We start from the raw sequence: 24797 nt of genomic DNA on the forward strand, positions 1-24797 counted from the left end.
AGCACTACCTTTATGACTTATCTGTTGGCTGGCGACATTGGCGGGACGAAAACCATTCTGCGTCTCGTTAGAGTCCACCCAGATCCCACAGCCGCAACGGCCCGGACACTGCTAGAGAGCTGCTATGAGGAGCGCTACTTCAGTGCTGCTTATCCAGACTTGGTTCCGATGGTCAAAGCCTTTCTCCACGAAGCTGAGGCTCGAACTGGGGAACATCGGCAGCCTACGCGGGCCTGTTTTGCGATCGCAGGCCCCGTGGTCGACAACACCTCTAGCCTAACTAACCTCTCCTGGTCCCTCTCAGCCCAGCGCTTAGAGACTGACCTGCAGCTAGAAAAAGTCCATCTGATCAACGACTTTGAGGCCGTAGGCTACGGTACGCTGGGCCTGCAAGCCGACGACCTGCAAACGCTGCAGGCTGGGCAGTACGATGCCAATGCCCCAATTGCGGTGATCGGGGCAGGTACTGGCTTGGGGCAAGGCTTTTTGATCCCCAAAGGCGACACCTTCACCATCTTCCCCACAGAGGGCGGCCATGCCGACTTCGCACCCCGCTCAGAGTTAGAGTTTCAGCTTCTCAAATACCTGCGCGACAAGCACCAGATTTCCCGCGTCTCGGTAGAGCGGGTGGTGTCGGGCCAGGGCATTGTCTCGATCTACCAGTTTTTGCGCGACCGCCAATACGCCGAAGAATCTCCTAGTGTGGCCGAAGCCATCACCACCTGGGAGCGGCAGACTGGAATGCAGACTAAAACCGTCGACCCAGGCGCAGCAATCTCGCTAGCCGCCTTGGAAAAGCGCGATCGGCTCTGTGAAAAGACCATGGAAATTTTCGTCGAAGCCTACGGGGCTGAGGCAGGCAACTTAGGGCTGAAGCTGCTGCCCTACGGCGGACTTTATGTAGCAGGCGGGATCGCGGCCAAGAACCTGCCGCTAATGCAGACAGGAGCCTTCCTGCGGGCCTTTAGCGACAAAGGCCGGGTTAGCCACCTGCTAGAGAAGGTGCCGGTTCACATCATTCTTAATGCTCAGGTAGGCCTGGTTGGGGCTGCTCTCTGTGCTGCTCGGCTCTAGCTCGGTCTGCTGCCATCACCCCCAGAGGATAAAATCGAAACTGCAGTCGTTTTCTTCATGGGGTATGGCAGGGCACAGTAAATGGGCCAACATCAAACGGCAAAAAGCCAGGGTTGATGCCGTTAAGGGCAAAATTTTCGCCAAAATGTCGCGGGAAATTATCGTCTCGGCCCGCACGGGTGGCCCCGATCCGGATGGCAACTTTCAGCTTCGCACTGCTATCGACAAAGCCAAGGCAGCTGGAGTGCCCAACGACAATATTGAGCGAGCCATTGCCAAGGGAGCCGGTCAACTCGGTAGCGAAAACCAGCTAGAAGCCATCCGCTATGAGGGATACGGGCCGGGCGGTGTGGCCGTCTTGATTGAAGCACTGACTGATAACCGCAATCGCACTGCCGCCGACCTGCGAGCCGCCTTCAGTAAAGTTGGCGGTAACTTGGGCGAAACTGGCTGTGTCGGCTGGATGTTTGCGCAGAAGGGCGTCGTCACTCTGGCCGGTCCGATTGATGAAGACACCCTGCTAGAAGCTTCTCTCGAAGGTGGGGCAGAGTCCTACGAGCTAACCGAGATCGATGAAGATACGCCAGGGGCCGAGGTTCTTTGCGCTCCCACCGATCTAGAGTCCTTAGACGGAGCGCTAAAGCAGCAGGGCTACGACGTGCGCCAGGCAGAGCTGCGCTGGCTCTCTAACAACACGGTAGATGTGCAGGATACCGACCAGGCTAGGGCCTTGCTGAAGCTAATGGATGCCCTAGAAGACCTCGACGATGTTCAGTCGGTGACGGCTAATTTTGAGATGGCTGAAGACCTAATGGCCGCGAGCGCGGCCTGAATCGAGGAATTACCCTTGATCGGCCGGTTGCGATCGCGCCACAATATACATAACGTTACAAACCTCCCCACATTCTCTAACGCTGGCTTTTGGCCCTTTTCTTTGGCTCCTTTTTTATGGTGTCTTTTCCGTCTTCGCACCCGTCCTACTTACCCACTGCAGCCGCTGCTCTCGAAACCGGGCCTGCCACGGTCTTGACCGTTGATATTGCAATTGTGGGCGGAGGCATTATCGGCCTGACTTTGGCGGCCGCTCTACGTAACTCTGGTCTAACCATTGCCATTATCGAAGCCCAAACTCCAGAGCAGGCAGCCTCTCGGCAGCGGGCCTATGCCTTTTCGCTCACCTCAGCCCAGATTTTCCAGAACCTCGGACTGTGGCCCCTCGTTGCTCCCAACATCACCCACTTCCAAGGCGTGAGACTGTCCGACGGCGACCATCCTCAGACCGTCGAATTTTGCCCAGAGGATGCGGGCACTGATGCTGTTTACTATGGAGCCGAGCACTCCGTGCTAATGCGGGCTCTGCAGCAAGCGGTAGCGGCCGCCTCAATTCACTCTTTAAGTCCAGCCAGGGTGGTCGCGGTAAATGCTGAAGCAGCAGCAACCTGCCTCCAGGTCGAAAGGGACAATCACCAGCTTACGCTTCAAGCTACGCTGGTCGTTGCTGCCGATGGCGCTACATCACCGCTGCGGCAGCAGGCCGGTATCTCAACCTTCGGCTGGCGGTACTGGCAGTCCTGCATCACTGCCCTGCTAGAGCCAGAGCAACCCCACCAAAACACTGCCTACGAGCGGTTCTGGCCCAGCGGCCCCTTTGCCATATTGCCGTTGCCGGGCAACCGCTGCCAGATTGTCTGGACAGCCCCCCATGCAGAGGCCCAAGCCCTGCTAAACCTGCCCCGAGAGCAGTTCATGGCAGAGCTACACCGGCGCTACGGCAGCCAGATGGGTCGGCTCAAGCTGCTCAACGAGCCCCGTCTGTTTCCGGTACAGCTCATGCAGAGTCGCAGCTATGTGCAGCCTCGCTTGGCGCTAATTGGGGATGCGGCCCACTGCTGCCACCCTGTTGGTGGGCAAGGCTTGAATATGGGCATTCGCGATGCGGCAGCGCTGGCCGAGGTGCTGGTCGAGGCCCATCAACAGGGGGAGGATTTGGGGGCTTTGTCTGTTTTACGGCGCTATGAGCGGTGGCGACGACGGGAAAACTGGCTCATACTCAGCTTTACTGATTTCCTTACCCGCTGTTTTTCCAATCGATTCTTTCCCCTGGTATTGCTGCGACAGTTGGGAATAAATGTGCTGCATCAGGTGCGCCCACTCAGGCAGAGCGCTCTGAGGCTGATGACAGGCCGCTTTGGCCGCATTCCCCAAATTCCTGACCGCCGTTAATCCATTTCGTCAAACGCGAGCTCGTCCAACTCCTCTAGATGCCCCGCTGACTCGATCAAGTCATCACAGAGATCCTGCAGCGCTTGATTACGGCTGCGGCGAGAAATCCGACGATATTTTTTTGCCTGCAGCATGGGTTCGTGCTGCGCTCCCGCTTCCGTCGTCTTGATCTTAAAGGCAGCCTCCGGGTCGCGCTGCTGATTCAGCGACTCCTGCCGCTCCACAGCCTCCTCTAGCAAGACAAGATAGTGCTCATAGCGCTCCCAATCATTACCGACCGCACAGCCTGGTTCATCGCGGTGCAGGCAGTCACTAAACTGACAGGATTGCGCTGCCAAGCGCTGGCGAATCTCGGGAAAGCAGTCAGCCAGCTCTTCCGGTGCACAGGTGACATCCGGCTGGTTAAAGCCAGGAGTATCCGCTAGAAAACCGCCAGAGGGCAGCTCAAATAGCTCTACATGGCGCGTTGTGTGTCGCCCCCGGCCCAGCTTGCCCGAAACGGCTCCGGTTCGTAAATCTGCCGCCGGAATCAGGTGATTAATCAGGCTCGATTTGCCCACCCCTGAAGGTCCTGAGACCACCGTGATATGGTGCTTTAGCTGCTGGTTCAGCTCAGGCCAAATAGATTCTGTCTGGACGCTGATCATAGTCGGGGTATAACCCCAGGCATGAAGGCGGTCAATCCAGGCTTGACGGGTCTGCTCGTCCACCAAATCACGCTTGTTCAAACACAGATTGATTGCTATTCCAGTCGCCTCAGCTTTCACCAAAAAACGGCTGAGCTGAAAAGGATCCAGCTCAGGTTCGGACAGGGCAAACACCAGCAAAATCTGGTCAGCATTGGCAACCGGGGGCCGATCTAGTAGGGTAGAGCGGGGCAGCACCTGTGCGATCGCACCTCGTCCCCCAGCCCAGTCCGGCTCTTCCACCCGTACCCGATCCCCAACCATTACTCGCTGCCCCATCTTCTTTAGACGGGCTCGTCGAGTACACAGCAAGTTTTTAGGGCGTGGTTCCGACTGCACCGAATCCACCACCGGATTTGGCAGTGCTGGAGCAGGCTCTCCGGTCACCTCATTTAGCTTGACCCAGTAGTAGTTTGCTTGAACTGCCAGGACAGTGCCCCAGTAGCCCTGAGTTATTTCAGGTGCGATCGCCGTCCCTTCAGGCATGTGCCAAAACGCTTCCTATTCAGGTTTGCGAACATGCAGAGCAAAATAGTCTGAGCAATCCTGAACCTGCTCAATGCGATAGCCTTCCATCGTGAGGCTATCGGGAACCTGCTCCATGGGTTCCCCACCATCCAGCCAAACCTCTAGCATTGAGCCTGCTGGCATCTGCTCCAGCTTAAGCTTAGTTCTAACGAAATTAATGGGGCAGGGAGTACCGCGCAGGTCTAGTCGCTCCAGCGGGTTCTCCAAGTTTTCTGCTTGAGCGCCTACTGCTGTCTGGTTTGGTTCACTCATCCGCGAAACAGACCTCCCAAAAAACCTTCAATGCCGCCCTTATTAACTCGATCTCCGCTGATCTCCGCCAGTTTCTCGACCAATTCACGCTCCTCCGGCTTCAGCCGCGCTGGAATCGCAACCTGCACCGTCAGCAAATGGTCCCCCCGGCTTACCGGGTTACCTAAACGCGGCACCCCATGATCCTGCAGTGTTAGCACAGTTCCCGGCTGAGTACCCGGTGGGATATCTAGCTCAATCGGACCATCTACCGTAGGAACCTCCAGCTTGCAGCCCAAAATTGCCTGCAAATAGCTAATCTTCAAGTCAGAGAGAATATTGATACCGTCTCGCCGAAACTCGGCATCTTCGCTGACAAAAAGGTAGACATAGAGATCGCCTGCTGGTCCACTTCGCAGGCCAGCATCGCCCTCTCCAGACACCCGCAAGCGAGTCCCGTTGTCGACCCCGGCTGGAACCGTAATCTTCAGCTTCTTGGTCTCCTGATTTTGACCGCTGCCGCCACAAACAGTACAGCGCTCCTCAATCACCTCACCCGTGCCCGCACAGGTCGGACAAGCCGAAACCTGCGTAAAGCTGCCAAACGGAGTGCGCGTTGCCCGCCGCACCTGCCCCGTACCGCTACAGGTCGAACAGGTCCGAGGACGAGTACCAGGCTTAGCCCCACTGCCTGTACAGGTATTACAGGTTTCCAGGTGGCTGATTTTGATTTCCTTTTCGCCGCCAAAAACAGCTTCTTTAAAGTCCAGTTTTAAGTCCAGCCGCAGATCATCTCCACGGGTCGGGCCGCGCCGCCGCGCCGTCTGCCCCATCCCTCCAGAAAATCCGCTGAAGAAGCTCTCAAAGATATCAGCAAACCCACCCATGTCGTTAAAGTCGGAGTAGGCAGCCGTAGCTGCTCCACCGACCCCAGCTTCACCAAAGCGGTCATAGCGAGCCCGGATCTCCGGCTCTGACAACACTTCATAAGCCCGGTTAATTTCCTTGAAGGTTTCCTCAGCACCAGGATCTTTATTGACGTCTGGATGGTACTTACGCGCTAACCGACGATAGGCGCGTTTAAGCTCGTCTTGATCCGCATTCCGTGAAACGCCAAGAACTTCGTAAAAGTCACGGGCCATAGAGGACTACCTGGGCTACAGCGACAACCAACTTAAAGTCATTAAACCATTGTAGAAAGGGGTTATCCAGGTGACCAGGTGTGATTCCCGACCTTGCTGGTTAATCAATGGCTTCGTAATCGGCAGTCACCGTCGCATCTAGATCAGAGCTATCGCTGGTGTCTGAATCATCATCTGCTATGCCATCAGTCCCCGTTCCGGCTACGGTCGCACCGACATAATCAGCCGAATCATCATAGTCTTCCTGCCCGGTCTGCTCATACAGATTTGAGCCCACCGCAAACAGATTAGACTGGAGCGCTTCAATATGGTCTCGTAGTTCCTCTACAGAGATGGCGCGATTGGCCATTGCCGTTCGTAGCTGAGCCGCTTTTTCCTCAAGACCGGCCTTCAAGCTCTCATCCAAGAAGCTGCCATTGTCGCGAATAGTCGCTTCATAGCTGTAGAAGAGATTTTCTGCTCGGTTTTTCAGATCTACCAGCAGGCGGCGACGATCATCCTCATCCGCATACGTTTCAGCTTCCTGACGCATACGTTCAACCTCATCACCATTGAGGCCACCCGTATTGGTAATCCGGATGCTTTGCTCTCGGGCCGTGCCTTTATCGCGAGCTGACACTTGCAAAATACCGTCAGCGTCTATTTCAAAAGAAACCTCAATCTGAGGCACTCCACGCGGCGCTGGCGGAATACCCCGCAATTCGAACTTGCCCAGGCTCTTGTTGTCCTTAGCCATCGCCCGCTCACCCTGAAGCACATGGATCTCCACCGATGTTTGACCATCGGTTGCGGTTGAGAAGACCTGAGATTTGCTAGTCGGGATAGTAGTATTGCGCTCAATCACCTTGGTAAAGACCTCACCTAAAGTCTCAATTCCCAAGGAAAGCGGGGTAACATCGAGGAGCAGCAGGTCTTTAACCTCCCCGCCTAAAACCCCCGCCTGGATTGAAGCCCCAAGGGCCACCGCTTCATCAGGATTGACCGAGCGATCAGGGGTTTTGCCGTTGAAATAGTCAGAAATCGCCTTCTGAACTGCTGGGATCCGGGTAGAGCCGCCGACTAGAAGAATGCGATCGATATCGTCGGGAGTCAGGTCTGCATCCTTGAGCGCCTGGGCCACCGGCTCAATCGTGGCCTTCACCAAAGACGCTGCTAGCTGCTCAAATTGAGACCGACTGAGGCTCGTTTCTAAGTGCTTAGGCCCCGTGTCATCAGCCGTAATAAAGGGCAGGTTAATGGAGGTAGAGGCCATGTTTGAAAGCTCAATTTTGGCTTTCTCAGCAGCTTCTCGAATCCGCTGCAGGGCCATGCGATCTTTCGAAAGATCGATCCCTTCCTCAGTACGGAAGCTATTCGTCATCCATTCGACAATACAGTTATCGAAGTCATCTCCGCCAAGATGATTGTTGCCCGCCGTAGCCTTGACCTCAAAAACCCCGTCTCCTAACTGCAGGATAGACACATCAAAGGTGCCTCCACCCAAGTCAAAGACCAAGATCGTTTGATCTTGGTCCTGCTTATCTAGGCCATAAGAGAGAGCCGCTGCCGTAGGCTCGTTAATGATCCGTAGAACCCCCAAGCCAGCAATCGTCCCAGCATCTTTAGTAGCCTGGCGTTGGGCATCGGTAAAGTAGGCGGGTACGGTGATAACGGCCTGGGTCACTTCTTCTCCTAAGTAAGCTTCTGCATCCTGCTTGAGCTTCTGCAGGATCATGGCAGAGATTTCTTGGGGCGTGAAGTTCTTACCTCGAATTTGCACATCAACCGTGGTGTCCCGGCCTTTTACGCAGACATAGGGGACACGGGAGCGTTCAGTTTCAGTGTCTTCCCAGCGACGTCCGATAAACCGTTTGATGCTGTAGACAGTATTTTCAGCGTTGGTAACTGCTTGCCGCTTAGCTAGCTGCCCAACCAAACGGTCACCATTTTTACCAAAACCAACCATACTGGGGGTAGTACGCCCACCTTCAGTATTACTAATAACAACCGGCTTGCCGCCTTCTAAAACAGCAACACAGCTGTTGGTTGTGCCCAAATCAATCCCGATGACTTTACCCATAACTCGCGGTGCTATACAAATTCGGAGTAATCCCGGTACAGATGGCACCTCAAAGGTGACCCATCCTCTTCAAACGGCTCAACTTCTTGAAAGAAACTTAGCCATTTCGTAAATGGTTCCCTATTCGTTGAAAGAAATTACCCCTTTCATCAGGATCCTCTGCTCGAAGCTTGTAGTCTATTCTGCTGGGCTATCTTCACCTGAACTTGAACTTGCAGGCTCCGACTCGGGGGCCGCAGCTACCTTCACCATGGCATGTCGCAAGACCCGATCGCCCAAGACATAGCCCCTGACGAACTCCTCTAGGACATGTCCCTCAGGCTGCGCATGGGTAGGCTCTCGCATTACAGCTTCATGCAGGTTGGGATCAAACTCTTGACCTTCTGCCCGCATAGCAGATACGCCCAAACGCTTTAAGCAATCCACGAGCTGCTTGTAAACGCTTTGGTAGCTCTTGTGGATAGTCATTTCGGCCTCAGTTTGAGGCTTAATGTGGGACCGGGCCCGCTCGAAGTTATCAACGACTGGCAGCAGTTCGGTAACGGTGTTGCCTTTGATCTGAACTTCTAAGTCCTCTTTTTCCTTACTTGTCCGCTTGCGATAATTCTCAAAATCGGCGGCAATACGCATATACTGGCCGGTACGATCTTCTAGCTGTGCCTTGAGCCCTTCTATCTGGCGCTCTAAGTCAGCGACCGCTGAGGAATAGTCACCCCCTTGAGCAGTGCCTGCAGTTGACCCTGGATCGGCAGTCTCTTCAGCCATGACATAAACGTCTGCTTCAGCAGCATCGGAGGTCGATTCTAAGGGGTTACCCTCAAACTTGATGTCGATGGTGGCATCTTCCTCATGTAACTCTTCAATCTGCTGGGCAGATTCTGGAGAGGATACGTTGGGATTGTCAGTCCGATTTACGTCATCAATCATTGTGTCTGAGACCTGAATGGCTACACGTTACAACAGCATGGTTATCCCACTTGACCCCGTCTGCTGTTAGCCAGGAATGCTGGTGGCCCAGCATGAGGAGCATAGGGTCAATGAGATATGGCTGCTACTAGCCTAGCGGCAAATTGAGTATCTATATTAAGCTGCTGCCGGAAACAGGGCCACATTCTCTCCAAAGACAGGTTGCAGGCCATTATTTCAGGAATAGTTCGGCTGGCAGAGTTGGTGCAACACCAGAGGATGAGGCTATTATCAGGGACAGGAGCCATCTTGCTAAAGCAGTTGACATTAGTTACAGGATTCGACATCCGTCTTGGGGAAGCCATCTAGATGCCGCAGCTGCTTATGTTAAGCAGAGTTAAAGCAACTGTAGGTAAACCCTTACTTTCTGGGCACATTTGTTAAGGATTTGTTGGCATCAGTGATATGACTAACTCCTCATCATCTCGGCGGGCGCTGGTTTTACAAAGAAGTTTTTCGCCTTTTGGCAACAAGCTGATCCAGGCCGGCTTTGTTGATTCCGACCAGATGCAGCAGGCGTTGGCCGAGAGCCGCAAATCGGGGCGATCGCTGACGGATGTGCTGGAGGCTTTGACGGGTCAGCAGCTTTCTCCAGAGCTGCTGCGCCAGTACAAGAAGCAGCAGCTCTTTGAACTAAAAATTCTATACGGCGTCGAATCTCTCGATCCGGAACTAGACGACATTTCAACCACCCACGTCACCCAGCTAATCGACAGGCTGATTCCGGTAGACGTTTGCCGTCGGCATCAGCTAGTGCCCTTGTCCCACACGGAGGGAGAAGCAGGATCTGTCCTGGTGGCAATGGTTGATCCTGAGAACCTTGAGGCTCAAGACGATTTGAACCGAATTCTGCGGCCTCAGAACCTGAAGCTGCGGCGCATGGTGGTGACTGTTGAAGACTACCAGCGGCTCATCTCCTCCTATCTTGACGAAGCTGTTGCCCGGCAGAAGAAGGAAGAGTTTGAGCAGGCCGTCGATGTTAAAAGCGACCTAGAGGAGCTTGACGTTGGGGGGTTAGAAGAGGTCATCGACGGCGAGGCTGACCTAGGAGAGGCTTTGAAGGATGCTGGCGCTGCTCCTGTCATTGCGCTGGTTAACAAAATTCTGGTGAAGGCGCTGCAGGAAGGGGTCTCTGATATTCACGTGGAACCCCAGGAAGAGTTTTTGCGGGTGCGCTTCCGTAAGGACGGGGTGCTGCGAGAAGCTCTGCCAAAAATGCCGAAGAAGATTATTCAGGCGGTTACTGCTCGCTTTAAGATCATTGCCGAACTTGATATTGCTGAGCGCAGAGTACCTCAGGATGGCCGGATTCGTCGGGTTTTTCAGGGCCGCAAGGTAGACTTCCGGGTCAGCACACTGCCCAGCCGCTGTGGCGAGAAGGTTGTCCTGCGAATTTTGGATAACGAATCGACCCAGCTTGGACTGGATAAGATGATCACCGATGCCGCAACATTGCGGATTGTGCAGGATATGGCTTCGCGGCCCTATGGCCTGATTTTGGTGACGGGACCAACCGGATCGGGCAAAACCACAACCCTGTACTCAGTGCTCTCAGAACGCAACGACCCTGGCGTTAATATCAGCACTGCTGAAGACCCGATTGAGTACACCCTGCCCGGCCTGACTCAGGTGCAGGTAATTCGCGAAAAGGGCATGAACTTTGCCTCCATTCTGCGAGCCTTTTTGCGGCAGGACCCGGACGTGATTCTGGTGGGTGAAACCCGTGACCCGGAAACGGCCAAGACAGCCATCGAAGCAGCCTTGACCGGACACCTGGTACTAACCACACTGCACACTAATGATGCGGCGGGTGCGATCGCACGTCTCGACGAGATGGGTGTTGAGTCCTTCATGGTATCGAGTGCCCTGATTGGCGTCCTGGCTCAGCGTCTGATGCGCAAAGTGTGTTCAGAGTGCCGAGTTGCCTATCATCCCAACCAAGAGGAACTGGCTCACTTTGGCCTTAGTGCTTCCAGCGAGACAGACGTCACTTTCTACAAAGCCAACCACGTCGAGGACATGGAGGCAGCCAAACGAGATGGCTCTCTCTGTGCCACCTGTCAAGGCATCGGCTACAAAGGCCGAGTTGGCGTATATGAGGTGATGCGAGTGACAGAAAGGCTACAGAAGCTGATTTCTGAAGGCGCTCCCACCGAGCACATCAAAGAGGTTGCCGTTGAAGAAGGAATGCAAACGCTATTGGCCTATAGCCTGAATCTGGTCAGACAAGGCTACACCACGCTTGATGAAGTCGAGCGGGTGACCTTTACAGACACTGGCCTAGAAGCAGAGTTAAAGTCCAAGCGCAAGGCATCTCTGACCTGCTCATGCTGTGCTGCCCAGCTCAAACAGGAGTGGCTGGACTGCCCTTACTGTCTCACCGCCCGCTTCCAAGACTAAATCTCCAAGCCCCAATCGTGATTTGGGTGACAGCCTAATTGCTGCTTTGGGGCATGCTGAAAACTAAGCTCAATGCAACTACACGTGACTTGAGGTGGCTCTATGGAACTGATGATTGAAGATCTGATGGAGGAGGTAATTGAGCGGGGCGGGTCTGACCTGCACCTCTCCGCCGGCTTACCTCCCTACATCCGGATCAGCGGCAAGCTCACCCCGACCGAGCATGAGCCCATGACAGCCGAAGCCTGCCAGCGGCTGATTTTCCAAATGCTCAACAACACCCAGCGCAAGACCCTAGAGCAGACCTGGGAGTTGGACTGCTCCTACGGCGTCAAAGGGCTGGCCCGGTTCCGGGTCAACGTTTACAAAGATCGGGGTACCTACGCTGCCTGTTTGCGAGCGCTTAGCTCCAAAATTCCCAGCATGGAGATGTTGGGCTTGCCCAATATTGTTCGGGAGCTTTCAGAAAAGCCAAGAGGACTCATTTTGGTGACGGGGCCTACCGGTTCGGGTAAGTCTACAACCCTGGCCTCGATGATTAACAACATCAACCTGACTCGGCCGGAGCACATCCTCACCATCGAAGACCCGATCGAGTTTATCTACGAACCCCACAAAAGCCTGATTCACCAACGGCAGATTGGTGAAGACACCAAGAGCTTCTCTAATGCACTGCGGGCAGCCCTGCGGGAAGACCCTGACGTCGTTCTGGTAGGCGAAATGCGGGACCTAGAGACCATCTCCCTCGCAGTTTCAGCAGCAGAAACAGGTCACCTCGTCTTTGGCACGCTGCACACTAGTTCAGCTGCTCAGACTGTTGACCGGATGGTAGACGTTTTCCCTCCGGACCAACAGCAGCAGGTACGGGTGCAGCTTTCCAACTCTCTGGTAGCGGTCTTGAGCCAAACCCTGGTACCCAGACACAATCCGAAGCCCGGTGAGTTTGGCCGTATCATGGCTCAGGAGATCATGGTGGTCACGCCCGCTATCTCCAACCTGATTCGGGAAGGAAAAACGGCACAGATTTATGGCGCTATTCAGACCGGCGGCAAACTGGGCATGCAGACGCTAGAGAAAGTGCTGGCCGACCTTTACAAGGCAGGCAGCATTTCCTTTGATTCTGCGATGACAAAGACCTCTCGCCCAGACGAACTGCAGCGGCTCATTGGCTCCGGACCAGCCCCTACGGCAGCCGGTCAAAAAGTAGCAGCCCGACACTAAACCCCAATAATCGGCCTGTCTGCCAACACCAGGCAAGCCGTTAGCGGAAGGAGAGCAAACTAGCAATGTCTGCTCTCCTCCCCCTGCCACCTTTGCAACCCTCAAGCTGTTGTTGCGGCTGTTGCTACGGCCTCAACCGTGTTTTCTCCGCAGGGAACTGCAGGAGCACTTTTAGAGATTCTGTGTTAGCGTTTCAGCGATCTTTCGCAAGCTACTCAGGCATTCTCTTCCGTTCATTACCTACGAAAGTACCGTTGAACCATGCCTACCTACGTTGCAACAGGCCGTGACACGTTGGGAAATCAGCGCCGGGAACGGGTCTCAGCCGCTAACCCCAACGAAGCCAGAAATTTACTGAAGGACCAGGGCCTTTACGTCCAGGATCTGCAGGAAGAACGAGGTTTTAATATCGACTTCCAGGATCTGCAGACGGCGATGACCAAGGTGTCGGTGAAGGATAAGGCCATCTTTTCCCGACAGTTTGCTGCGCTGGTCAATGCTGGGGTCGCTTTGGTGCGCGGGCTCGGGGTGCTCTCTGATGAATGCCCTAACCCTAAGCTGAAAAAGGCGCTACTCGAGATTAACGCAGACGTGCAGCAGGGAACCAATCTCTCGGACGCAATGCGGAAGCACCCTTCCTGCTTTGACAACCTCTACGTTGCCCTGATCCAGGCTGGTGAGGTTGGCGGTGTGCTAGACGAGGTGCTGAACCGGCTAGCTAAGCTGCTAGAAGACCTGAACCGCTTGCAGAACCAGATCAAGGCAGCGATGGCCTACCCGGTTACGGTCGGCATTTTGGCCGTCGTGATTTTCTTGGCCATGTGTATGTTCCTGCTGCCCATCTTTGCTGACATGTTTGCTCAGTTTGATGCGGAGCTACCGGTCTTTACCCAGATGCTGCTGATGATCAGTGGCTTTTTGCGGCAGTGGTACAACTGGGTAATCACGATTGCCGTAATCAGTGCTGCGACCTTTGCCTACAGACGCTACTATGCGACACCGACGGGCCGCCGCAACATGGACCGCTTTTTCCTGAAGATGCCCCTTTTTGGTGATCTGATTCAAAAGACGGCAACTGCGCGCTTTTGCCGCACTTTTGGCTCCCTATCTCGTTCTGGGGTGCCTATCTTGACGTCGCTGGAGATCGTTCGAGATACCGCCGGAAACCAGGTCATTGCCGATGCTGTCGATGAGGCTCGCAAGGAAATTCAGACCGGCGGCATGATCAGCCTAGCGCTCCAGCAGCACAAGGTCTTTCCGGTAATGGCTATTCAGATGATTAGCATTGGTGAGGAAACCGGAGAGCTAGACGCAATGCTAATGAAGGTGGCTGACTTTTATGAGGACGAAGTTGAACAAGCGGTAAAAGCGCTGACTAGCATTATGGAGCCGCTGATGATCATGGTCCTAGGGGGCATGGTCGGCTCAATTCTAGTCGGAATGTACTTGCCCATGTTCAAAATCATGGATGTGGTTCAGTAAGCTCCTGAGCCCTAAACTCTGCCGCTCAATTCTGTTGCATTGAAAAGCTAAAAGGCGTACTGCAGTTGCAGTGCGCCTTTTTCAAGGTTTCACGGGACCGAGGCCGGGGAGCAGTAACAGACTACTGCAGCACTGAGGCCAGCTGATGCTGCTCCCAGAGAGAACGGTACAGACCACCTTGAGCCATGAGCTGATCGTGAGACCCGACCTGTAAAATGTGGCCCTGATCCATCACCAGGATGCGGTCAGCCGTGGCAGCAGCAGACATCTGATGTGAGATAAAGATCACAGTTTTTTGCAGCGTACCCTCAGAAAGTGACTGCAAAATTGCGGTTGCAGTGCGGTTGTCAACGCTGGAGAGGGCATCGTCTAGCACCAGGATAGGAGCATCGACGAGTAAAGCTCGGGCCAGGGCCGTTCGCTGTCGCTGCCCGCCAGAGAGGGTAATGCCCCGTTCTCCCACAATGGTTTTGTATCGCTGCGGAAAATTTAGAATTTCTTGGTCAATTTCGGCCTGCTTAGCCGCTAGTTCGACCTCTGGCAGCTCGCTGAGCGGATCCCCATAACGGATGTTGTTCTGGATGCTGGTGCTAAACAGGAAGCTGTCTTGCGGCACATAGGCAATGGCCCGACGCAAATCTGCCAGGGCGATTTGTGTGATGTCTTGACCGTCTAGGAACAGCTGACCGGGCTGGATGTTGAGCAGGCGGGGCAGGGCATTGGCCAGGGTGGATTTGCCTGAGCCTATAGGTCCTACGATCGCAACTGTTTCTCCCGGATAGAGGGTGAAATTTACCCCGTTTAAGGCGGGGCCGTTACTGCCTGGATAGGTATAGCTTAGGTTGTGGGCTTCTAGGCGACCTTTGACCTGGTCGACGGGCAGACTGAGCGCTGTGGGCGCGGTTTGAATCTGCGGCACTGCGTCAAGAATGGCTTCTACTCGGTCAATGCTCACTTCGCCACGCTGGTAGGCGGTAATGGTGAACCCTAACAGGGCAGTGGGGAAGACGAGACGCTCGACATAGAGAATGAGAGCCACAAAATCGCCTACGGTAAGTAGGCCGTCTGCGATCGCACCCGCCCCCGTTGCTAAAATGACCAGCAAACTGATGCTGGCTAAGCCCCCCAGCAGGGGAAACAGGGTGTTGCGGGTACGGGCTAGCGTCAGGTTGGCGTTGAGCAGACGCTGGTTGAGGTTTTCAAAGGCTCGCTGTTCGTTTTGCTCCTGGGCATAAATCTTGATCAGGGAGATGCCGCTCATGTCCTCCTGGATCAGATCGCTTAGGCGAGAAAGTTGTTCTTGTACCTCTATCTGTTCGGTGCGCAGTCGCTGACTAAACAGCTGCACCAGCACCAGCATCAGCGGATAAACTGCCAGCGCCACCAAGGTCAGCCGTACATTAATCGACAGCATAACTGGCACGGTCAGGGCGTAGGCAAAAACCGTGTTAGCCAGACTCAAAATGGCAAAGCCTAGCAGCCGTCGAATATTATCAACGTCGCTAGTCGCTCGGCTAATCAGTTCACCAGCGGTGTTGCGGGCAAAGTAAGCCGGATCTAGGGTTAGAAGATGCGTAAAGATGCGCTGCTTGAGGTCAAACTCGACCTGACGGCCTACGCCAAACAGCAAAATTCGAGAGGCCATGCGGATGAACAGCATTACGGTTGCCAGCAGCAGCACCAGCATGACGTAATACAGCACCCGATTGAAGCTGAAGGTAACCTGGAGGTCATCAATGCCGTTGCGGATCAGCAGCGGAATCCAGACACCTACGATGTTGACAATCAAGAGGGCAAAGATACCTAAGGCCGCAGTGGGCCAGTGGGGCCGCAGGTAGGTGCCCAGTTTCTGCAGTTGCGATCGCGCCATAGTTTCTGCCTTGTCTGCTCTCTTATCCTAGACGAATTCGAAAAACAGTCTAAAAGAGCACAAATGCAGTCAGCATCGATCCCCCGCTGGAGGCCGACAACAGCGCGATACGTAAGGCGGATTTAAGGGGCTACCGGAGGCTGCACAGTTTCGACAACCTGATCCCACTGCACGTTAAAGGGAGGCAGCCATCCTCTCAAGAAATAATAAATGGAGGTTAGCAGCTCTTCCCAATAGCGGGTTGTTAGCCATAGCGCTTCTACGTTGGGCACTAGGTCTGCTAAGCGGGCCAGGGTATCTCCAGGGGCTGGTGCATTTAGACCAAAGAGATCAGTAGGCCAAGCCACTACCTGTAAACCCTGCTGCTCAAAGGTCAGAGCTGAACGACGCATCGTCATAGCTGGGGCTACTAGCGCCACTCGAGTGGCTTCTCGATTCGGTACATTTTCTCTAAACAGGCCACGCTCCTGTAAAAAGGCCCTTAGATCAACGGCTGCCCGATACATATCCATTCCTGTCGGCTGCACCCGAATAGACCCAGTCGGCACGCCTCTATCGGCTAGCCGCTGCACGACTAACTGATCTCTAGCCTGACGCTCCGCTTCAGTACCCGTCACAGAGCCTGCCGTCACGACCACGAAGGGATCGGCCCCCTGAGCTCGCAGAGTGCCATAAAGTTCAGCACTGCTGTTTAGCCGAGCGCTCAATGCTGGGTCTAGCTGAGTGTCGGCATCAACTTGGCCGGGGAAAGCTCCTGTCGTAGCTCGCCCGTCTAAATTGTCACCCGCCACAAGAATGGCTGAAACCAGGGAAAAAGGGACAGGGTCTATGGTCGGACAAATATCAGCACAGAGGGCTCGCTGGTTAGCAAAAGCCCTGGAAATCGCCTGCTCAGATTGGTTGGCCAGACTACGAGCAATCAAAGGAATGCTGCTCAAGAGCAGAATCAGCAAGGCAATCAACACCTGCCGTCCATTGACATTTTTGAGACCCTTGCCCCCCAGAGAAAACAGCAGCAGCAGAATCGATGCCCCCAGGGGAGTCAGCGGCAGGGAAAGCACCTGCCAGATAGCCCCGATCGTCTGATCATTGGGCTCGATGAAGGAGAGCACAATGAGCGCCAGAATAATAGCTCCGCCCAACCAGGTGAGAAAGGGGCGGGGAATAAACCGGAGCAGCACCCAGTAGATGAGCAGACCAACGGCTGCCCAGATGAGAAGTCGCGTCAGCAGGACGAGTAACATGGTTGCCTGAAATCCCGCAGGAAATGGATTCCATACAGCTATCTAAAGCTGCAATGCCTACATGATGATACAGATGATCCGTCAAAATGGCGCATAATCAGCGACCAAGATTACAGGAGTTTCACTGTTATGCAAAATGATGCGGATCTCACGGTCGATCGGGGTGACGCTTGAGTGATGCTTTAAAGGCACAAAAGCGCATGTAACATGCGCTTTTAGCTATCTGGGGGCTTCCTAAAAGTTGCTGCAGCGGAACTGTCAGGGAGCTTAATGGCCCAGCCGATTTTCTTCAATCCAGAAAACTACTTCGTTTTCTGACTCCGCGTAAAGCGTCTTACCAGTGCGGGGGTCGAAAACGTACCACCAGGGCTGACCTGCCTCATCTTGCACCTGTTTTACCTGAAGCTGAGACTGGTTGGCTAGAGCTGTTTGCAGGTTGAACCAAGACTGGCGAAGGCGCTGAAGCCAGGAGATTTTTATGGGCTGAGCCCAGTTTGCTTCGAGTTGGTGCTGTTCTTGCTCTAGCAGCATCACTAGAGATCTGTTTTGCTGGGACTTTGCGATCGCAACCCGGCGATTCAAGTTAGACAGCAAGTTGGTTCGATGTTGTTCAAAGGCTTCTCGGTCAGACGCCTGAGTACGCGCAGTTCCAACCACACTACTCAGCATGGTATTCCCTCCTTAAATGACTGATTTCATTTTCAATCTAGTCAATTTCTGTATATTTAGCTACTATCTCAAGATTTTGTGTCAAGAATCCCTAGCATTATCAGGATTGTGGGAGTTTACACCCATTCGCTCAAGCCTAGCTACCAATAGTCTTTGCCTCAGACTAAGGCCGGGTTGAGGCAAAGCAAAAAGCGGTGCAGGAAGTCCTTCCTGCACCGCTTAAGTGGGATTAAACTACACAGACTGCAATTGTTAGACCAGCTGCAGGTCAGGGTACTCAGCAATTAGCTCATCTGCCGTCAGGGTTTCACCCGACTGTTGAGGCGTCCAGAGGACTTCGACCGCCAATAGACGCTCGCTGGAAATAGCTCCAATCTGGCTCAGAGCCCGTCGCAGATCCTGCTCGCTGTTGATAGTTGGCAGGTCAAGTTTGCCTTGAACGCCCACTACTACCGTCGCCACAATGTATTCACCAGGCTGGTTAGCGCTAGCGCTACCGGGTAGGGCAGCTGTGGGGTCTGCCTGCTGCAGACGGTTGTTGATGTTGGTCAACGTTTCACCCGTAAACTTGCTGCGCTCAGTCAGCGCTAGCCGGTTAAACTCCTGCTCAGCAGAAAGTAAGCGGGTTTGCGTATCGTCAGTAGAGGCATAGGCCCAGTAGTCGGGGTGGCGCAGCAGAGACAGTGTCGTTTCCTGCAGCAGCTGAGCTAGACCCTCGTCAGAAGACGTATTGGCCGTACGGGCAATACGATTTAGGTCTTCCTGCAGACTACGAGCTTCAGCCAGTAGTCCAACCTGAAGCTTAGCAACAGAAACAACGGGATTGGACTGGGAGCCGTAGCTAGATTCGTATTCTGTTTCGGTGGAAATGCCTCGGAAGCTACGAACTAGGAAGTTGGCGATGGCAAAGAAAATTAGGATCGAGAACAGACCCCCAAAGCCACCACCAATGCCAAAGATCGGCATGATGAAGGGGAAGCCAAAGCCTCCACCTGGGTAATATCCACCACCAGAGGGGCCTCGGTAAGTCCGGGTGGGGGGAGCGTAGGTCCGACTCGGTGCCCGGAAACTACCGCCTCCCATCCGTCCTCCAGCCCGGGCGGCCAAAGCACCATCTGCTTGACCCAGAACCAGGGTCAAGATCAGGCCAACTACGGCCAGGGACTTCAAGAAGGGCTTGAATCGTCGGAAAAGTTTTTGAGCCATTATCGTTCAAACACGCAATCGAAGGGGCGGCATAAGGATGTCTTGGAATGGGGCGAATAGGTGTCAGAAAGCCTAACTGCCAAGTGTCTGATGCCTAACCCAATTCCCTGCTGTAGATTGTCTCTCACGCATGCAAGAGGTGCAAACAGCGTAAAGACAGATAACCCTTTTCACTTCTTTACTTTAACGCCTGTCCCTGGCCCTGCCGAGGTGGATTACGCACCCTTTGGGGTGAATGACCGAACCTTTTTTAGGATTGACCGCCGCCTACGATAGTCACGATTTCTAGGCGATCGCCCTCCTGCAAGCAGGTGTGATCCCAGTACTGGCGATGCAGAATTTCGCCGTTGTATTCCACCGCCACCAGGCGAGGATTAAGGCCTAGCTGCTCTAGAAAAGCGGGCAGACCAGTCTGGGGAGCACAGGTGCGGGTTTCGCCGTTGACCTGAAGCTGAACTTGGGGCTGGGAGGGCGTCGATTGCATGATAGCTGTCAAGAAACACGGGCAGCCCGTAGGGTCTGCTGGTAATTAAGCTGGGCCACAAAAAACTGAGAAATCAGGGTGGGGTTTTCGGCCTGCATGATAGCCCGCACCACAGCCACTCGCTCGGCCCCCGCCTGAATCACCTCGGTCAGGTTATCTGGGTTGATGCTGCCAATGGCAAACCAAGGGATCGAGGCATGTTCAGCAGCGTAGCGAACGTAATCTAGCCCGGCTGCCGGTTTGCCCGGCTTCGTGGGGGTGGCATAGACGGGCCCAACCCCGATATAGTCAGCGCCTTCTTCAATGGCGCGGGCCATTTCATCAGGGTTGGTAGTGGAGCGACCTAGAATGCGCTGACTGCCTAGGATCTGGCGAGCCACTGCAATGGGCATGTCCTGCTGGCCCAGATGCACGCCGTCGGCGTCGATAGCCAAGGCCAAATCGACTCGGTCATTGACGATAAATAGGGCGCTGTAGCGATGGCAGAGTTCTCTCAATTGCCGAGCGTTTTCCAGGCGAATGCTGTCATCGGTATCCTTATCGCGGTACTGCACGATGGAAACGCCGCCCTGCAAAGCCGCTTCGACTGCCCAGAAAAGGTTCTCACCGGGAGTAGTGACCAGGTAGGTGTGCGATCGCATTAGCTGCTGAAAGCGATGATGGCCCAGCAACTCACTCTCTAGGCTATAGACCTGATAGCGCATATTCTTGCAGGCAGCAGCAAACTCGACTTTGTAGAGCTTGCCGTATTCTTCTAGCACCCGCAACGCCTCCTGCACCCGGCAAAAGTTTGCCTGTAGCACAGCGGTGAGGCTGCTGCGTTCAGCTTCCTGTGGATGGGTCAGGTGAGTGCCCAGATCTCCCGGAGTGTCCCTAGCCAGCCGAATCTGCGGCGTATGCCATTGGGCCAAGGTTTGGCGCAGATGCTTGATCTGCTCCGTCATCACCCCATGATTTAGGCCAAAGCGGCACCACTCCTCCACGATCCGCAGCCCCTCCCTGGCCCGATCCAGGTTGGCATCAAGAATGCGAAAAATAGCCAACTCCGTAAACTGGACAGGCTCACCTAACCCCCGCTCAAAATACCGTTCCTGCATAGCTGTAGGGATGCCGTAGGGATAAGGACATGATTTACGCCTTCAACATCCTACCAGGTCAGGTCAGGTCAATTTGACAGACGAGTTCTGGCCAAAAGTTCCTAGATGCCCTATCCTTAGCCAAGATTTCTGAGACAGCTCAACTGGCCCTACGAAAAGTTCTTCTAGTTAACTTTCGTTAACCTGTGTTCCTCTAGGCCCAGACCTGAGCTATCACTTGGGCGTCTTAACCCAATTGCTCCATCCCCACGCCGGTTTATGACAGCTCCTTCCCTGGTTCTCACCACTCTACTGACAGGGCTTCTCGTCACCCTTACCGGGCCGGGACAAGCTCAGACAGCTCCACCACCCCAAAACTCCACTCAACTAGACAGCAGTACCGTTGCCAACACCCCTCAGCCCAATCGTCAGTATGTGCTGATTCACGTCAGTGCAACGGCTGGCAGTGATGCGACCGGCGACGGCAGCCAAATGAAGCCGCTTCAGACCATTTCGCGAGCGCTGCAGATGGCTGAAGCCGGTACCGTCATTGTGCTGGCTCCAGGAGAGTACAGTGCCGCCAGCGGAGAGACGTTTCCGCTGCAGCTCCGGCCTGGGGTGACGGTGCAGGGTGCGCCCGGATCTGCCCGCAACGTAGCGGTTATCCTGGGTGGCGGCGCTTATCTCAGTTCTACCCAAGGCCAGGTAAACGTTGCCGTTTTGGCCGTTGATCGATCAGGCTTGGGCAATGTCATGGTCAGCAATACTAATCCCCAGGGCTATGGAGTTTGGGTGGAAACGGGTAGCCCAATTCTGCGTGAAAATCTCTTTGTCGGCAGCGGCCAGGCGGGGGTTTATGCTACTGGAGCGGGCCTGCCCCTAATTCAACGAAACTATTTCACTCAAAACGGAGTGGCGGGCCTGATCATTGGCAGTCCCTCCCAGGCACAAGTCCAGGCCAACGTCTTTGAAAACACCAACATTGGCATTCAGGTTGCTCCTGGTGCAGCTCCTCGCATTGAGGAAAACCGGATTGTTCAGAACCAAGACGGGCTAATCCTTCAAACCAATGCCCGACCTGTCTTGGAAAACAACACCATTGCCCGCAACCGCCGCAATGGATTGGTCGATTTCCAAGCCGCTACTCAAGCCGAGTCACCGTCAAACCTGGCAAATCTGAATCAACCCCTCTCTTTAGCGACCACACCTGTAGCGACCCCATCTTTTGCCAGTAATGCAGCCCCTCAGCCAGAGGTCTTTCCCCCCGCCACAACGCCTCTGCCCACTGCCATACTCGGCGATGAACCGCCCTCACCGAGGCCAGCCCTAGCAAATTCCCAGATGCAGGCTGAGCCGGAGCTGCCGGCTGCCGACATGGCCCCCGTTACCGTAGCATCTCCAGAGACCGCTCGGTCAGCCAGTACAGTAGCCGTTGCTCCACCAGCCTCACCAGCCTCGGCTTTAGAAACTGCTAACTCTGAACCTGCTACAGGGGTATTGCCTGAACTAGAGGAGCAGCCTCTCAGCAGTGTATTGCCCGAGCCCGAACCGCCTGAGGTGGCCTTATCGGCACCTGTCTTGCCAGCTGAACTGCCGGCACAGGCTGCAGTAGTTGACCTACCTGTACCTACACCTACCTCTGCACCAGTCATCGTCTCTGATCCACCGCTGTCCCAACCTGCACTGCTAGAAGCTGACTCACGGCCAGAACCTGCTGCAGCTTCACTTGCGGTACCAGAACCTGCTCTACCAGAACCTGCCGTAACCGAGCCAGCCACTGTGGACGTACCGACCCCGACAGCTCCCCAGCAGTCGGCAGCGGCTGAGCGAGAGAACATAACTGCCTTACGGGCTCGAATTTTAGCCCAGCGGCAGCCGCAACCAGCCAGTTCAGCTGCGGGGGGACCGGATACTCCGTCTGAGACAGAGGCTGTTGATCTAGCTGTAATTCCTTCTTCGGGGGCGACCCCGGCTACAGAGGCTCTGGATACGCCACAGTCAGGAGGTAATATTACGGCGCTGCGGGAGCGGTTACTCCGCAACCGAACCGCAGCCCAAGCAGGCACAGCCGACAATTCGGCTGAAGCGGTTGCAATTGATGTCACGCCACCGCCGGTAGAGGCCGTAGCCCAACCTGATCCCCAAAACCTGGCAGCCCTAAATCAGACCCTGCCGCTGATTCCGACAGAGGGTAGCTTACCAGCCTCACCTGGGCCAGATGTGCCCGCCTTGTCGGCTCCCAGCGGGAGTTTGCCGCTACTCCAGGTGCCCAGTCCCAATATTCCTATGGGCAGCGGTGGAACGATGCCGGAAATTTTGGCCAGCAGTAGCTTCGTTGGCAGCGGTCCGCCGGCTCCTCCCTCCCGCGCTGGCAGCCTGGGACTTAACTACAAGGTCTTTGTACCCGCTGCCGACGAAGCTGCTCAGAGCCAGGTGCGGGCTATCGTTCCCGATGCTTTTCGGGTGAGGATGAACGGGCAGCTGATGATGCAGGCCGGAGCCTTTACTGACCAGGCAACGGCAGATGCGATCGCAAACACCCTAATCCAGCAAGGCCTCGATGCTAGAGTTCAGCACATGCCCTAGCGGTGCCACTCAGTAACGCCGCCCGGCTTGTCGATTAGCGTAATGCCGTGAGCCTGCAGCTCGTCTCGCAGGCGGTCGGCCTCGGCAAAGTCCTTCCCTTTGCGGGCAGCGTTACGCTGATCGATCAGGGCTGCAACCTCTGTATCCGAGAGTCCTGTAACAGGGGCCTCTTCCATCTCAGGCTGAGCCTCTAGGCCCAATACCTGAGCCAGACACACCAGCGTCTGCCACTGCTGGCGCAAGCTGTCTGATCCGGTGTCGGCTTTGCCTTCGTGGACGATCAGGTTGCCCGCGCGGCGCAGATCCTTAGCCAGGTCAAACAGTACTGCCCGTCCCCCGGGAGTATTGAAGTCATCGTCCATTGCTGCCTGAAACTGCTGGACAGCAGGGCTATCACGGTCAATTCGCATAGCTGCCGGATTGCCGAAGTCAGGGTCATCTACATCGGGCCAGCCCAGCTCTTTACCAAACTGATAGCCGAACAGCAACCCTTCCTTGAGGGTGTGCCAGCTATTTTGAGCAGATGCGATCGCATCTGCCGTAAAGTCCACCGGCTTGCGGTACTGCGCCTGCAGCAAAAACAGCCGCACCGCCATCGGATCAGGCCCATCAGGCGCATCCAAAAGCTGGCGGATGGTGGTGAAGTTGCCCAGCGACTTGGACATCTTTTCCCCATCAACATTCACCATGCCGTTGTGCATCCAGTAGCGAGACAGGGGTTGCCCCGTTGCGGCCTCCGACTGGGCAATCTCATTTTCATGGTGGGGAAAGACTAAATCGCTGCCGCCTAAGTGAATGTCGATGGTAGTTCCCAAATGCTCACGAATCATGGCGGAGCATTCGATGTGCCAGCCCGGTCGGCCTGGTCCCCAGGGAGACTCCCAAAAAGGTTCTCCGGGCTTGGCTCCTTTCCACAGGGCAAAGTCAAACGGATCGTGCTTTCGGACTTCTTCACTGCCGACTCGTCCCCCAGCTCCAGCCTGCATATCGTCAAGGTTGCGGCCTGATAGTTTGCCGTAGCCTTCAAACTTGCGAACTGCGTAGTACACATCTCCCGCCGCCGGGTAAGCGTAGCCCTTGTGCTCCAGCTCCGAAATCAGCCGCTGAATGCCGTCAAGAGTTTGGGTAGCGTAAGTGTATTTATCGGCTTCGAGGATGTTGAGCCGCGCCATGTCCTCCAAATAGGCCTGAGTGTAGCGCTCTGCCACCGCCTGCATAGAAGACTGCTCATTCTTTGCCCGATTGAGAATTTTGTCGTCAATATCGGTAAAGTTCTGGACGTACTGAACGTTGTAGCCGCGCCACAGCAGATAGCGCCGCACCGTGTCCCAAACCACATAGCAGCGGGCATGGCCTAGGTGGGAGTAGTCGTAAACTGTGACGCCACAGCAGTATATTCTCACGCTGCCTGCTTCTAGCGGCTCGAAGGGTTCTTTCTTGCGAGTCAACTTGTTGTAGAGAGAAAGGCTCATGGTGAGGGAGGCTATGGGCACATTGAACGATTCAACACCTAAAGGGAGCCTAGATCAATCCTGCTTCTAGGCTCCTTATTAGAAATGACGAATACTTGTCCCTATTTTAGTTCCGCTGTTGCCTCAGCGAATCTAAAGATGACCCTGGTGGGTGACGGCATTGCCAGGTGCAAAGTTC

Annotated in this window: 19 protein-coding genes; 7 read left to right on the forward strand and 12 right to left on the reverse strand. The window is 54.9% G+C overall.

Annotated elements, in window-relative coordinates:
- Positions 1-12 precede the first annotated feature (12 nt).
- The 3 genes from H6G13_RS23145 (at position 13) to H6G13_RS23155 (ending at position 3297) form a co-directional block, all read left to right on the forward strand.
- The gene (locus H6G13_RS23145; RefSeq protein ID WP_190487330.1) at positions 13-1074 is read left to right on the forward strand and encodes a glucokinase; all 1062 of its coding nucleotides are present in this window, start codon (positions 13-15) and stop codon (positions 1072-1074) included.
- 64 nt (positions 1075-1138) lie between these two features.
- Complete coding sequence (locus tag H6G13_RS23150; RefSeq protein WP_190487332.1) at positions 1139-1906, forward strand: YebC/PmpR family DNA-binding transcriptional regulator; 768 nt, start codon at positions 1139-1141, stop codon at positions 1904-1906.
- Between the two features lie 116 nt (positions 1907-2022).
- Positions 2023-3297 (forward strand): FAD-dependent hydroxylase, encoded by a 1275-nt coding sequence (locus H6G13_RS23155; protein WP_190487334.1) that lies wholly within the window; start codon positions 2023-2025, stop codon positions 3295-3297.
- On the opposite strand, the gene rsgA is transcribed toward H6G13_RS23155, so the two are convergent.
- The 5 genes from rsgA to grpE form a co-directional block, all read right to left on the reverse strand.
- On the reverse strand, positions 3294-4469 hold the full coding sequence (gene rsgA / locus H6G13_RS23160; protein WP_190487336.1) for a small ribosomal subunit biogenesis GTPase RsgA: 1176 nt from the start codon (positions 4467-4469) through the stop codon (positions 3294-3296). The two genes, H6G13_RS23155 and rsgA, sit on opposite strands and share 4 nt — an antisense overlap.
- Positions 4470-4484: 15 nt before the next feature.
- Positions 4485-4763 carry a sulfurtransferase TusA family protein gene (locus H6G13_RS23165; protein WP_190487338.1) on the reverse strand — a complete coding sequence of 93 codons (279 nt, stop codon included), beginning with the start codon at positions 4761-4763 and terminating at the stop codon, positions 4485-4487.
- Entirely contained in the window at positions 4760-5884 is a 1125-nt protein-coding gene (dnaJ, locus tag H6G13_RS23170) for a molecular chaperone DnaJ (RefSeq protein WP_190487341.1), read from the reverse strand. The genes H6G13_RS23165 and dnaJ overlap by 4 nt, the downstream gene beginning before the upstream one ends.
- Before the next feature lie 100 nt (positions 5885-5984).
- Entirely contained in the window at positions 5985-7943 is a 1959-nt protein-coding gene (gene dnaK / locus H6G13_RS23175) for a molecular chaperone DnaK (protein ID WP_190487342.1), read from the reverse strand.
- A gap of 177 nt (positions 7944-8120) precedes the next feature.
- Entirely contained in the window at positions 8121-8870 is a 750-nt protein-coding gene (gene grpE, locus H6G13_RS23180; RefSeq protein ID WP_190487344.1) for a nucleotide exchange factor GrpE, read from the reverse strand.
- Between the two features lie 444 nt (positions 8871-9314).
- Here grpE and H6G13_RS23185 point away from each other — a divergent pair, with 444 nt between their 5' ends.
- The 3 genes from H6G13_RS23185 to H6G13_RS23195 all read left to right on the forward strand — a co-directional run bounded on the left by H6G13_RS23185 (position 9315) and on the right by H6G13_RS23195 (position 14012).
- The gene (locus H6G13_RS23185) at positions 9315-11309 is read left to right on the forward strand and encodes a GspE/PulE family protein (protein ID WP_190487346.1); all 1995 of its coding nucleotides are present in this window, start codon (positions 9315-9317) and stop codon (positions 11307-11309) included.
- 102 nt (positions 11310-11411) lie between these two features.
- Positions 11412-12530 (forward strand): type IV pilus twitching motility protein PilT, encoded by a 1119-nt coding sequence (locus H6G13_RS23190; protein WP_190487349.1) that lies wholly within the window; start codon positions 11412-11414, stop codon positions 12528-12530.
- A gap of 261 nt (positions 12531-12791) precedes the next feature.
- The gene (locus tag H6G13_RS23195) at positions 12792-14012 is read left to right on the forward strand and encodes a type II secretion system F family protein (protein ID WP_190487350.1); all 1221 of its coding nucleotides are present in this window, start codon (positions 12792-12794) and stop codon (positions 14010-14012) included.
- 121 nt (positions 14013-14133) lie between these two features.
- On the opposite strand, the gene H6G13_RS23200 is transcribed toward H6G13_RS23195, so the two are convergent.
- The 6 genes from H6G13_RS23200 to H6G13_RS23225 form a co-directional block, all read right to left on the reverse strand.
- Complete coding sequence (locus H6G13_RS23200; protein ID WP_190487353.1) at positions 14134-15882, reverse strand: ABC transporter ATP-binding protein; 1749 nt, start codon at positions 15880-15882, stop codon at positions 14134-14136.
- 122 nt (positions 15883-16004) lie between these two features.
- Positions 16005-17126 carry an ElyC/SanA/YdcF family protein gene (locus H6G13_RS23205; RefSeq protein WP_190487354.1) on the reverse strand — a complete coding sequence of 374 codons (1122 nt, stop codon included), beginning with the start codon at positions 17124-17126 and terminating at the stop codon, positions 16005-16007.
- Between the two features lie 267 nt (positions 17127-17393).
- Positions 17394-17795: a hypothetical protein gene (locus H6G13_RS23210; protein WP_190487355.1), complete on the reverse strand. Its 402-nt coding sequence runs from the start codon at positions 17793-17795 to the stop codon at positions 17394-17396.
- A 252-nt stretch (positions 17796-18047) separates the two neighbouring features.
- Positions 18048-19001, reverse strand: coding sequence for a DUF1517 domain-containing protein (locus H6G13_RS23215; RefSeq protein WP_190487356.1), 954 nt, complete (start codon positions 18999-19001; stop codon positions 18048-18050).
- Positions 19002-19251: 250 nt separating this feature from the next.
- Positions 19252-19485 carry a sulfur carrier protein ThiS gene (gene thiS / locus H6G13_RS23220; protein ID WP_190487357.1) on the reverse strand — a complete coding sequence of 78 codons (234 nt, stop codon included), beginning with the start codon at positions 19483-19485 and terminating at the stop codon, positions 19252-19254.
- Between the two features lie 8 nt (positions 19486-19493).
- Positions 19494-20582: a thiamine phosphate synthase gene (locus H6G13_RS23225; RefSeq protein WP_190487358.1), complete on the reverse strand. Its 1089-nt coding sequence runs from the start codon at positions 20580-20582 to the stop codon at positions 19494-19496.
- A 258-nt stretch (positions 20583-20840) separates the two neighbouring features.
- Here H6G13_RS23225 and H6G13_RS23230 point away from each other — a divergent pair, with 258 nt between their 5' ends.
- Positions 20841-23147: a DUF1565 domain-containing protein gene (locus H6G13_RS23230; protein WP_190487359.1), complete on the forward strand. Its 2307-nt coding sequence runs from the start codon at positions 20841-20843 to the stop codon at positions 23145-23147.
- Here the strand turns inward: H6G13_RS23230 and cysS are convergent.
- Positions 23144-24619: a cysteine--tRNA ligase gene (gene cysS / locus H6G13_RS23235; protein WP_190487360.1), complete on the reverse strand. Its 1476-nt coding sequence runs from the start codon at positions 24617-24619 to the stop codon at positions 23144-23146. The genes H6G13_RS23230 and cysS overlap by 4 nt on opposite strands.
- Positions 24620-24797 lie beyond the last annotated feature (178 nt).

The sequence above is a fragment of the Pseudanabaena sp. FACHB-2040 genome (genome assembly GCF_014696715.1).
In the GTDB taxonomy this organism is placed as follows: domain Bacteria; phylum Cyanobacteriota; class Cyanobacteriia; order Phormidesmidales; family Phormidesmidaceae; genus JACVSF01.